Below are 12,782 nucleotides of genomic sequence, written 5' to 3' on the forward strand. Positions count from 1 at the left end.
TTGAATCAGGCCTTGCCGATGACCCGGTAGGTGACTCCGGCCCACTTGTCCGGCGTGCTCACCCGACGGCCGTCGATGAATGTCTTCACACCGGGGAGGTCCGAGGGCGTCAGATCTGCATACTTCGCGTGATTCGCCTGCACCACCGCAGCATCCACCGGATCGCCGAGACTATAGGCATCAAAGCCCAGAGACGCGAGTTCTTCATCGGTGTACAGAGGGTCATGCACCAGTACCTTCGCGCCGCGCTGCTTCAGCGCGTCAACGGTGGCAAAGACGCCGGAGAATGCTGTTTCCTTGACCTCTCCTCGGTAGGCAGCGCCAAGTACGACGACGGTGGCACCGTCGAGATCCCCATGAGCGCCTTCCAGCAGCCCGACTGTGTACTCGGGCATCCCGGCGTTGGCCTCGCGGGCTGCCCGAACGACCGTCGCAGACGGATCATTCCAGAGGTAGAGGCGGGGGTAAACGGGGATGCAGTGACCGCCGACGGCGATGCCCGGCTGGTGAATGTGGCTGTAGGGCTGCGAGTTGGACGCCTCGATGACCTGGTAGATGTCGATTCCGGCAGTCGCAGCAAAGCGTGCGAACTGGTTGGCCAGGCCGATGTTGACATCGCGGTAGGTCGTCTCGGCAAGCTTGGCCAGTTCGGATGCTTCTGCTGATCCGAGGTCCCACACCCCGTTGCCGCGGACCAGGTCGGAGCGGTCATCAAAATCGAGAACGGCCTCGTAGAACTCGACCGCGAGCTTTGCGCCTTCGTCGGAGAGGCCGCCAACGAGCTTTGGGTACTTGCGGAGATCTTCGAAAACCCGCCCGGTCAGCACGCGCTCCGGCGAGAAGACCAAATGGAAGTCCTTGCCCTCCTCCAGCCCTGAGCCTTCCTCCAGCATCGGCTTCCACCGGTTACGGGTGGTGCCAACCGGGAGCGTGGTCTCGTACGAGACCAGTGTCCCCGCTGTGAGGTGCTTGGCAAGCTCCGCCGTCGCTCCGTCCATCCATCCGAAGTCAGGTTTGGCGTCAGCGTCCACGAACAGCGGCACCACCAGCACCACGGCATCTGCGTTGGGCACAGCCTGCGCGTAGTCGGTTGTGGCCCGAAGTTTGCCCGAAGGGACCAGTTCGGACAGCTTCTCCTGCAGGTGCGCTTCGCCGGGGAACGGCTCCACCGCATTGTTGATGGACTCGACAACCTGTGCGTTGACGTCGACGCCCACCACTTCATGACCCTTCGAAGCGAACTGGACCGCGAGGGGCAGGCCGATCTTTCCAAGGGCAATAACAGCAATCTTCACGATGGAATGACCTTTTCTCTGTACGTGGAGCAGACCCAGCTCCAGATCCAGTAGCCAAGCCTATCGTCCCAGTTGCAATATCGCCTGTTCCGGTCGCCGTGGCGCACGACACTTGGATGCCACGGTGTTATCCACAGGAAAACGACGACGCCATCGCCGCTGGTCTCGGTGCCCATAGGCTCGAACCATGGATCTGCACGTCACGCTCGCCGCAGGTCCCGGAGTGCGGCTGCGCGGCGGTGGAACTACCGAGGAAATAGTCATCGTGAGGGCGCACCTGGCTACCGGCGAACAGCTCCAGGACCAACTGGAAAAGCGAACGGGCGCACAGCACCACTTCGTCAAGGGGAAACCGCTTCAAGAGCTCGAACCGGGGGTGCCACCCCTGACCTCCGGTGCCGTGATAATCGCGGCGGCGAGTGCACGCATGGCCCCGAGCCCGTCCCGCCCGGGTAGCCTGTTTTTTCTCGTACGGTCCGGGCCCGACGCAGGCAAAGCGATTCCGCTGACCCGCGGAACCTACACGATCGGCCGAAGCGCCGCAGACATCACCATTCATGACCCCGAGCTCTCCCGGGTGCACGCCGTTCTCACGGTGACCGATGACTCCCTGACCCTTCGCGATCGGAACTCAGCAAATGGCGTCTGGGTGAACGGGCACCGGGTTGAGCTGACCCGGGTGACCACGGCCTCCGACATCCGCATCGGGACCAGTCAATGCGCGCTCGTCCTTCCCGATACACCAGCCCAGCCGCCCCTTGCCGCCGACCTCAGCGAACCATGCGACATCAATGCTCCTCCACCGCAGGAAGCAAATCGTCTGATCTTCCTGACTGCATTCCTGCCGCTTGTGCTCGGGGTCGTGTTGGCCGTAACCACCGGAATGTGGTTCTTCCTCGCTTTCAGCGCCCTCTCCGCCGTGACAGGGTTGGTTCCACTCATCACCGGACGAAGAAAACGTCGCGCATTCTCCGCAGCCGTCACGGATGCAGTGAACGTGGACAGCAAACGACGACGGCGCGCAGCATCAGAGCCGGGCAGGTTTACCCTGACCACGCTCCGGCCATCATTGACCGCAGCCGGTAAGGCCAGCCCGCTGCTCACCGGTGGGCGATACCTGCGGCTCGGCGCTGCCGACCAACCCGCTAACGTCCGGCCCAAACCCGCACCGCCAGAGTGGCAGGTACCGGTCATTGCGGAGGCGCCAGTGCTCGTCCCGTTGGTTGAGCCGGGAAGCGAAAAGCCTGTCAGCCTGCACATCCGTGGCCCGGAGGAAGTTCTCATGCGCGTCGCTCACCTCCTGCTCCTTCAACTCTCCGCCCTTCTCGAATCCGGCGAGATCCTCTGTTATGGTCACTCGTCGGGCCTGCCGGCGGCAGCACGGTTCCTGCCACGGGTATCCCTCGTCGCTCACCGGGCGCGCCTTGTCGAACTTCTCGCGAGCGGTCGGTACACCTCGCTCGTGTTATTCGGCGCCGACCACGTTCCCGAGACTCCCCGTCTGCGTATCTACCGCTTCTCCTCGTCCGCGGGACTTGAGGATGAAAGTTGGACGGCCGATTACTTTCCGTCGGATCCGGTCCTGCGAACTCCTAACGGCGTCATTTCCTTCCGCCCTGATTACGTGCGTGCTGAGACGTTCGATGTGTTGGCCCGGTCAATCGGAGCCCAAGCAGATCCCGACGCGGACGACGGGCCAGATACATCGGTACCGGAGGCTATTGCATTGCCGGACCTCTTACCCTGTGACGCCGCAACCATTGGAGAGAGGTGGCGTGAGTCCTCGAACGGAGCGCGTCTGAGGACTGTCGTGGGTTCATCTGCTGCAGGGCCCCTCATCCTTGACCTGGTCGCGGACGGTCCGCACATGCTCATCGCCGGGACAACCGGGTCCGGCAAATCAGAGTTCCTGCGGACGCTGGTCCTGGGCCTCGGCTTGAACTGCTCCCCCGCTGACCTCAATTTCCTCTTCATCGATTTCAAGGGCGGCTCCGGACTCGGCGCGCTGGCAGGTCTTCCCCATGCCGCCGGCATGCTCACCGACCTGTCTGCTGCCGCGGTCTCACGAGCCCTGATCTCCCTGAGAGCCGAGGTCAAACGGCGGGAAGCGATGTTTGCGGACAGTGGAGCTTCCGACTACCTCGAATACCGTCAACGCACCTCGATTCAGCTGCCCCGGCTCGTAACCGTCATTGACGAGTTCCGGATGCTGAGCGAAGAGATCCCCGGTTCCGTACACGAGCTGATGCGGATCGCGACCCTGGGCCGCTCGCTCGGCATGCATATTGTCCTCGCAACCCAACGCCCGCAAGGCGCCATCACGTCCGAAATCCGCGCGAACATCACCACAAGCGTCGCCCTGAGAATGCAGTCCGCAATGGAATCCCAGGACGTCCTCGAATCAGCTGCCGCCTCCTCAATTCCAGTTGGCCTCCCCGGTCGTGGATACCTGCGCGTCGGATCCGGCCGAGCCATCGAATTCCAGACGGCTACGACTTCGGGACACGGCAAGGGAACACTATCGGCTACCATTACGTCCTTCACTTCCCTGCTGACTCGGAAGGCCCGCTCGAACTCTCCCACGCGATCAGCAGAAGAAGTTCCCTCCGACGCCAAGACCAGCATTCAGGCGATGGTCGATTCTGCCGACCGCGCCGCACGGGCACTTCAGCTCCCCGTGCTCCAGGCACCGGTCTGTCCGCCCCTGCCCTCCACACTGGCTCGCGCAGCGGAGGCGCCGGCCGACACCCCACAGCTCGGCTTACTCGACATGCCGGATAAACAGCTCCAACGCCCGCTGATGTGGGAACCCGCGCGTCACTCTCATCTCGCACTTGTGGGGCAACCCGGAAGCGGGCTGAAATACGCCCTCACACACATGGCAACAGAGCATCTGCGCGCAGCTCCCGACCGACACCTCTACCTTCTTGACGGAGACTCAAGCCTGCGTGCAGTGATGGACACCCCTCAGGTCGGCGCCTATGTGACCGCTTCCGAGGTCAAGCGGGCCGCCCGTGTCCTCCAGCGCATCAGTGAACTCGTGGCTGACCGCCTCAACGATGCTGCTGAACGTCGGGGAGGAGTTCAGCCCCTCACCGTTTTCGTCTCCGGGTGGGGCAGGTGGGCGACGGCCTTCAGGAGCGGCCGCTTCGCCTCGGCGGAAGAAGCTCTGCAGGACATCGTGCGTGACGGAGAAGCGGCCGGGATCGCGCTTGTCATCGCCGGCGACCGGGAGCTCATCGCCAGCAGGTTCTTTTCCATGCTGCCTAACCGGCTCTACCTGCCACTGGATGCCAGCCCGGAGACGCTCCTCAGCTGGCCGAAGCTACCTGCAATGGACGCCGTACCCGGCCGAGCCTTCGTCCAGGGCCGCATCAGCCCGGACACAGAAGCTGTTGCGCAACTCGTCACGGAAGGTAGCCCGATACCGTACGTGCAACCCGCACAGAATCCTTTTCCTGTGGCCGGGCTCCCTCGCGTCGTCAGCGGCACCGAGCTGAAACCAGCCAGGTCAGGGTCGCGGACGCTTTGCGTTCCTGTCGGATTGGGCGGAGACGATCTTGCCACCGCGTACCTCCCCCTGCCGCAACACACCCCGGCACTGATCGTGGGCGCCCGAGGAACGGGTAAGTCAGAAACGCTCGATCTGATCGCGCAAATGGCCCCGCCCTCACTCAGATGCCGGAGACCTCTCAGGAACGAGGACGCGGAGGCCTTCTGGAGACTGGAGGCTGCCGCGGGAGCCGGCTCAGGTGACCTGCTATTGGTCGATGATGCCGATCTGCTTCCGCGCGATACACACCAGCGACTCGCTGCGATGCTTGCGGCCGGCGCTCGGGCAGTCTTCGCATCCTCACCGTCCCCTTCCGCTGCGACCAGTCCGGCTCTGACCACCCTCCGGATCAACCCGCTGGGAATCGTCCTCGGCCCCCGGTCGCCGACTGACGGCGATGTATTCGGCTTGCGCCTCGACGTGGACGGCACCCCGCCGCCGGGACGCGGCATCCTGGTCGAGACACGCCGCACCGTCGAAATCCAGATTGCGACAGGCGGAGACATCGAGCCGGGTGGCGATCTTTGCAATCAGATCGCATAGCTACCGGTTCAGAGCATCGGGGTACCGTCGCCAACCCTACTCGTGTACGCCACAACGGGGCGCGTGAATAGTTGGTGGACCACAACCACGGCAGGAACCAACATCAGCAGTCCCACCCAAATGACTCCACCGGTCAGTGTGGGGACGGCAATAACAATCAGGAACAGCTGGAAAACGAGGGCAGCCGAACGAGTCCACCGGTAGCCGCGGAAAAAGAAATGAGCCACGACCAGAAGCCATCCTGCGAAGAGCAGCAGAAGGACCAGCATGAAGACCGCACCACCCAAAGAGGCAGGAGTACTTGTCATCAGCCCGAAAGCGAACCAGCCGGCGACCGCAAGGAGGACTGCGGCCTCACATAATAGGATCACCGCGATCACCGTGACGCCTCCCGGCCGCGTTGTTCCGTTGGGCTGGGGCAGCGGCGAGGGTCTTGACACAGTGGCACCCTACCGGACATAGTCGTTCACATCCACGACCGTTCTGGTGATGTCAACTGTGTGACGCATCCCTCACGTTCTGAGGCAATTACCTATGCGTTACCTCTTGTTTGCGTGTGCGTAACGTGACAGCCTTAATGAAGGAAAATGCGGGGGCCGTTGTGGCCCCCTTTACTATGAGACCCCTCGTGAATGTTTTCACAAAGCTTTCACGAGTCGTAAGGAGAATGTGATCAGCATGGACTGGCGTAGCCGCGCTGCCTGCCTAGACAAGGACCCGGAATTGTTCTTCCCGGTCGGCAACACAGGGCCTGCCCTGCTGCAGATTGAAGAAGCAAAGAGCGTTTGCCGTCGCTGCCAGGTCATGGACACCTGCCTCCAGTGGGCCATCGAGTCCGGACAGGACGCCGGAGTCTGGGGCGGCCTGAGCGAAGACGAGCGTCGTGCACTCAAGCGTCGGGCAGCCCGCGCGAGGCGAGCATCCTGACGTAAACACGTACATACTGCAGGGAGGGCATCTTTGATGCCCTCCCTGCAGCATGTACGGACCCCCTTGCGCGGGTCAACTCCCCTGTGAAGAAGGCCGGGCCGCACCTGTCTTGCGGCGAGCCCCGGGAATACCCATTTCGATGGTCACCACCGTGCCGCCCCCCTCGCGCGCGGTCCATTCAATTGTTCCGCCGAGCTCGCTCATGACGAGCGTCCTTACGATCTGTAGACCGAGTCCTTCGGTGTAGCCCTCGGCGGGCAGGCCGGCGCCGTCGTCCATGATGGACACGGTGAGCAGTTCGCCCTCATCGTCCACACTGCGGTCGGCCCTCAACCACACAGTGCCGGGCTGGTCCGCAAGTCCGTGTTCGACGGCGTTGGTCACCAGCTCGTTGATCACCAGGGCGAGTGGAGTGGCGAAGTCGCTTGGCAGTTCGCCAAACTCGCCGGCCCGTTCAGTCCGGACAGCCTGATTCGGCGACGCGACCTCCGCCGACAGACGGAACTGGCGTGCAATCAGTTCGTCGAAGTCGACGCTCTGCGACAGACCCTGGGAAAGAGTCTCATGAACCAGGGCGATCGTCGCTACACGTCGCATTGCCTGCTCGAGGCCCTGTTTCGCTTCATCGCTCACCATGCGCCGTGACTGCATTCTCAACAGTGCAGCGACGGTCTGCAGATTATTCTTCACCCGGTGGTGGATCTCGCGGATAGTGGCGTCCTTGGAAACCAACTCCATCTCCCTGCGCCTGAGTTCAGACACATCCCGGCAGAGCACCAGCGCACCGAAACGCTGCTTCTCGTCGCGCAGGGGAATGGCGCGCAACGACAGGCTCACGTTCCGGGACTCGATCTCAGTCCGCCAGGGCATCTTCCCAGTCAGCACCAGAGGAAGGGTCTCGTCGACCATCCTGCGGTCTTTGAGCAGCGAGGTCACGATTTCGGCAAGCGGGCGACCCTCGAGGGTTTCGACATCACCCAGCCTTCGGAACGCCGAGACGCCGTTAGGGCTGGCGTACTGCACGACGCCGTCAACATCGAGCCTGATCAGGCCGTCCCCCACACGCGGAGCGCCACGTCTGGAACCGGTGGGAGTAGCAAAATCCGGCCACAGCCCCAGGGTGCCCATCCGCAGCAGATCATACGCGCACTGGCGGTAGGTGAGCTCCAGCCGCGAAGGCATGCGTGAGCTGGAGAGGTCCATGTGTGAAGTGACGACGGCGAGCGTCCGGCCGTTCCGCACCATGGGAACCGCTTCAACCCGCATGGCCATCTCTGTGGTCCAGTTCGTTTCACCTGAACGCTCGATCTGTTGGCTGTCCCAGGCCTTGTCAACAAGCGGCTGAAGGTCGGCTCGAATCCGCTCCCCCACGAAGTCGCTGTGGAAGACGGTATGGGAGGTCGACGGGCGCACGTGCGCCAAGGCGACGTATCCGCCGTCGTGCAGTGGGAACCACAGTGCCAGATCAGCGAAAGCCAGATCCGCGACCATCTGCCAGTCCCCCACCAGCAGATGCAGCCACTCAGCGTCTCCGGGGGCAAACCCTGTATGTTCCCGGATCGGATCCGTGAAGATTGCCACCAATGTCTCCCTTACTGCCGCACGATGGAACGCAGTAAGCGTAGTGCAACCGACAGCGATGCCATATCGTCGCGTTCCAACTGATTAACCTCGGCGAACATTTTCCTTGCCCGATCCAGATATTCAGCGTTGAGCTTCTCCCACTCCTGAAGCCTGCTCGACGCGTCGGACGATTCCAGATGTGACGAGCTGTTCATGACTGACACAGTCATTTCCGACACCGTTGTGTAGAGGTCATCACGCAGGGCTGCGCGTGCCAATGCCTGCCAGCGGTCTTCTCTGGGCAGCGAGGTAATGCGCTCGAGCAGGTTATCCACGTTGAAGCGGTCGTAGATGGCGAAATAGACCTCGGCGATGCGCTCCACCGGTTCAGCCACACGTCGCGAAATCAGTGCAACGTCGAGCAACCCGAAGGATTCGAACTGCTCCGCCCAGTTTTGCGCAAGTGAATCGGGCAGCCCCCACTCCTCGGCCCGCTTGAACCCGGCCTTCACCCGTTCGAGGTCGCCGCCCCGCACGTAATCAATGAGCCTTGTGCGCAGCGGATCGATGAGCGGCTTGAAAGCCGCAATGTCTTCCTGCACGGTCGAGCCGCGTCCAACGTGATTGACGAACCAGCGCACTGCACGGTCCAGCAGCCGTCGAACGTCGAGATGGACGGTTGTCCAGTTCTCGGTCGGGAAGCTGGGTGGGAGTGCGGCGAGTGCTTCGACGGTCCGCTCGAGTTCGTAGATCTCCCGCAGGGCAATGAATGCACGCGCCACGACCGGCTCACCGACCGATGTTTCCTCCATGACCCGGAAGACGAACGTGATACCGCCCAGGTTGATCATGTCGTTCGCGATCACCGTGGAAATGATCTCGCGGCGGAGCGGATGAGTGTCGAGTTCCTGATCGAACCGTTCGACGACCTGACGGGGGAAGTAACTCCTCAGCGTGTCCTTGAACCACGGGTCATCGGCGAGATCGCTCTTGGTGAGCGCTTTTGTCAGCTCGATCTTGGCGTAGGCGGCAATGACGGACAGCTCCGGCGACGTCAGGCCCTGACCACGCTCCGCCCGTGCACGTAGCTCCTTCGTGGATGGAAGAGCTTCAAGTTCCCGATTGAGGTCCGCGTGCGACTCGAGCCAGTCCATCAGCCTTTCGAAGCTCGGGCTCCACTCCAGGACGCGCTGCCGGTCATTGAGGAGCAGCATGTTCTGGTCGATGTTGTCCTGGAGGACGAGGTCAGCTACCTCGTCCGTCATCGAGTGCAGGAACTCAGTACGATCTTCCGCGCGGAGTCGGCCGATACGCACCATCCGGTCAACGAAGATCTTGATATTGACCTCATGGTCGGAACAATCGACGCCTGCTGAGTTGTCGATTGCATCCGTGTTGAGGAGCACTCCGTTCAGCGCAGCCTCGATCCGGCCACGCTGGGTCATCCCCAGATTGCCGCCCTCGCCGATGACCCGCGCACGCAGCTGGTTCCCGTTGACCCGGATAGCGTCGTTTGCCTTGTCGCCAACATCGCTGTGGGTTTCGGTCGAAGCCTTCACATAGGTACCGATACCGCCGTTGTAGAGGAGGTCAACCGGTGCAGTGAGGATGGCGCGCAGAAGCTCCGGAGGACTCATGCTGGTGATGGACTCATGGAGGCCGAGCGCCAACCGTACCTGCTCACTGAGGGGAATGGACTTCACATGGCGGGCGTACACGCCGCCCCCCTCGCTGATCAGCTCCGGGTTGTAATCGGCCCAGCTGGAGCGCGGAAGCTCGAAGAGCCGCTTGCGCTCAGCAAACGACGTCGCAGCGTCGGGATTGGGGTCAAGGAATATGTGGCGATGGTCGAAAGCCGCAACGAGGCGGATGTGTGTGGAGAGCAGCATGCCGTTGCCGAACACATCTCCGCTCATGTCACCGACGCCCGCGACCGTAAACTCCTCGTTCTGGGTATCAACGCCGAACTCGCTGAAGTGGCTCTTTACTGATTCCCAGGCGCCGCGCGCCGTGATACCCATCGCCTTGTGGTCGTACCCAACCGAGCCGCCCGAGGCGAAGGCATCGCCCAGCCAGAAGCCGTATTCAGCCGACAGCTCGTTGGCGATATCCGAGAAGGAAGCCGTTCCCTTGTCCGCTGCCACAACGAGGTAACTGTCGTCACCGTCGTGCCGGACCACCCTTTGCGGGGGGACGACCTGCTCGCCGTCCTCTGTGGTCACGAGGTTATCCGTGATGTCCAGAAGCGCCCGGATGAACGTACGGTAACTCGCCTGGCCCTCCGCCATCCACGCGGCACGGTCCTGGACGGGGTCGGGCAGCTGCTTCGCGTAGAAACCACCCTTCGCGCCCGTGGGAACGATCACGGCATTCTTGACCGTCTGGGCTTTCACAAGTCCGAGGATCTCCGTGCGGAAGTCCTCCCGCCGGTCAGACCACCGTAGCCCGCCGCGAGCGATGTCACCGAAGCGCAGATGGACGCCCTCGATCTGCGGCGAATATACCCAGATCTCGAACTTGGGACGGGGATGCGGTGCACCCTCGATCGCCGCCGTATTCAGCTTGTAACTGATGTGGTGCTTGTCCTGGAAGTAGTTGGTGCGCAGGGTGGCTTCAATCACATTGGTGAACGTGCGCAGCACCCTGTCCGCGTCAAGCGTGGGAACCTGCTCCAGATCGCTGTCCAACTTTCGGCGGACCTGGGCAGTCGTCTCTTTCCGCTGGGTGTCGCTGAGGTCCGGGTCGAAGCGGGCCTCGAAGAGCGCGATGAGCCCGCGCGTCACTGCAGGATTGCCCAGCAGGGTGCCGCTGATGAATCCGTAGGAATTCATGTTGCCCATCTGCCGCATGTATTTCGCATAGCTGCGAAGAACCGCGACCTGCCGCCAGCGGAGGTTCATCCTCAGAACGAGTCGATCGAAGGAATCCGATTCACTGGCGTTGGCCATGGCAGCAGCGAACGCCTCCTCCAGCAGTTCACCTGTACCTTCCGGATCGATTCCGGGTGGATACCGCAGGCCGAGGTCGTAGAGGAAGAAGTCCCTGCCGTCGGAGCGCTCAATCTCAAAGGGCCGCTCGTCGAGCACCTCCAGACCGAGATTGTGCAGGAACGGCAATATCTGGCTGAGACTCTTCGGTTCAGTCAGATACAGCTTGAGACGCGCATTCTCCTCCAGATGTTCGCCGGCTCCGGTAGGCACGTACACGTGCATGATGGGACCGGGAGTATCAGTGCGGTCATAAACCGAGAATTGTTCGATGTCTTCGAGAGCATCCTCAACTTCATAGTCCACCCGGTATGCCGCGGGGAAAGCCTCGGCCCACAGGCGTGAGAATTCTTCAGCATCCTGGCGGCTGAACCTGGTACGGGCTACTTCATCGATGCCCTCGGACCAGGACCGGGCTGCCATGACGAGCCGCTGTTCGAGCTCGGAAACCTCCACCTTCGCCACTTCCGCCCCTTTGGGGAGCCGGATCCGGAAGAAAAGGCGGGCAAGCGCGGATTCGCTCATGCGCGCCTCATAGTCAATCGACTCGGCATTGAAGGTGCGCCGCAGCTCGTCCTCAATGCGCAAACGCACGCTGGTCGTATAACGGTCCCGCGGAAGGTAGACCAGCGCGGACATGAAACGTCCGTAGGTGTCGGGACGGAGGAACAACCGGGTACGGCGCCTCTCCTGCAGCTTCAGGATCCCCATTGCCGTGTTGACCAGATCGTTGACATCTATCTGGAACAGCTCGTCCCGGGGGTACGTCTCGAGGATGGAGAGCAGGTCCTTGCCCGAGTGCGAATCGGATGGGAATCCGCATCGGCGCAGGACCTCATTGACCTTCTCCCGCACGATCGGAACATTGCGTACCGATTCGGTGTAGGCGCTGGTGGCGAACAATCCAATGAATCGTTGCTCGCCGCAGACATCACCCTGCTGATCGAACTGCTTGATGCCGATGTAATCGAGGTAGGCGGCACGGTGAACTGTTGACCGGGAGTTTGCCTTGGTGATCACCAGCGGCTGCTTCTCCCGTGCTTTCGCGCGTCCTGCCTGGGTCAGATGCTGAACCGGCCGGCCCTCGAGCGGGTGGCGAAGCAGGCCCAGCCCGCTATCGTCGCGGACGCTGAGCACGTCCTCGCCGTCTACCGTCTCAAGGTCGTATTCCTTGTACCCGAGAAAGGTGAAATTGCCCTGGTCCAGCCAGGCAAGCAGGTCCCTGGCCTGTTCCAACCCAACGACACCGGCGCTTTGCGGCACTGCCTGCAGGGTGTTCGCCACTTCACGCAGCTTGCCGCGCATGGCAGCCCAGTCCTCTACTGCGGCACGGACATCGGAGAGAACACGCTGAAGACCGGCGATGATTTCCGACCGCCGCGCCTCATCACCGATCCGGCCGACTTCGACCGCTATCCAGGACTCAATGTGCGCGCTGACATCCCCCTCAGCCACCAAATCAGCCAGGTTAGGGAGTGCAGCGGTGTCCCCGCTTGATGATCCAGCGGAGGAAGGAACCCGCTGGAGCCTCCTCAGGTCAGCAGACGAACGATCCCGCACGGCAACGAACGTGGGGTGCACAACCAACCGGATGGCCGCCTGTTGCCGCACGAGTTCCGCGGTAACGGAATCCACGAGAAAAGGCATGTCGTCCGTGACGACCAGGACGATGCTCGCATCATCCTGATCGAAAACTCCAACAAGTGCCTCGCCGTTGGGCCGCGCCGCGGCCAGAGCGCGGTGCTCAAGCGCCCGTTCGGTCAGCGCGTCCGGCGAATAGGCGCCGGCGTCGTCGTCCGAGAGGTGCTGGTAATAGTGCTGGATGAACTCGGTGAATGAAGTGTCAGAGCTGGACTGTTCCGTGGTGCTGGATCCAGACGACATGAACCGCCTCCGTAACGAAATGAAAGG

At 62.2% G+C, this 12,782-nt stretch carries 6 protein-coding genes; 2 read left to right on the forward strand and 4 right to left on the reverse strand.

The features are described from left to right. Positions 1-5: 5 nt before the first annotated feature. Complete coding sequence (locus AC4D1W_RS05320) at positions 6-1,295, reverse strand: nucleotide sugar dehydrogenase (protein ID WP_490898050.1); 1,290 nt, start codon at positions 1,293-1,295, stop codon at positions 6-8. A 187-nt stretch (positions 1,296-1,482) separates the two neighbouring features. Between AC4D1W_RS05320 and AC4D1W_RS05325 the strand changes: the two genes are divergently transcribed. Continuing rightward, positions 1,483-5,391 (forward strand): type VII secretion EssC family protein, encoded by a 3,909-nt coding sequence (locus AC4D1W_RS05325; protein WP_490898051.1) that lies wholly within the window; start codon positions 1,483-1,485, stop codon positions 5,389-5,391. A gap of 8 nt (positions 5,392-5,399) precedes the next feature. Here the strand turns inward: AC4D1W_RS05325 and AC4D1W_RS05330 are convergent, their stop codons facing one another. After that, entirely contained in the window at positions 5,400-5,831 is a 432-nt protein-coding gene (locus tag AC4D1W_RS05330) for a hypothetical protein (protein ID WP_490898052.1), read from the reverse strand. Positions 5,832-6,069: 238 nt separating this feature from the next. Here AC4D1W_RS05330 and AC4D1W_RS05335 point away from each other — a divergent pair, with 238 nt between their 5' ends. Further along, entirely contained in the window at positions 6,070-6,318 is a 249-nt protein-coding gene (locus AC4D1W_RS05335) for a WhiB family transcriptional regulator (protein WP_026533500.1), read from the forward strand. 75 nt (positions 6,319-6,393) lie between these two features. On the opposite strand, the gene AC4D1W_RS05340 is transcribed toward AC4D1W_RS05335, so the two are convergent. Then, positions 6,394-7,902, reverse strand: a complete 1,509-nt coding sequence (locus AC4D1W_RS05340) for a sensor histidine kinase (protein WP_490889341.1) — start codon at positions 7,900-7,902, stop codon at positions 6,394-6,396. An 11-nt stretch (positions 7,903-7,913) separates the two neighbouring features. After that, the gene (locus tag AC4D1W_RS05345; protein ID WP_490898053.1) at positions 7,914-12,755 is read right to left on the reverse strand and encodes an NAD-glutamate dehydrogenase; all 4,842 of its coding nucleotides are present in this window, start codon (positions 12,753-12,755) and stop codon (positions 7,914-7,916) included. Positions 12,756-12,782 lie beyond the last annotated feature (27 nt).

Source organism: Arthrobacter sp. TJ-170 (assembly GCF_058269305.1).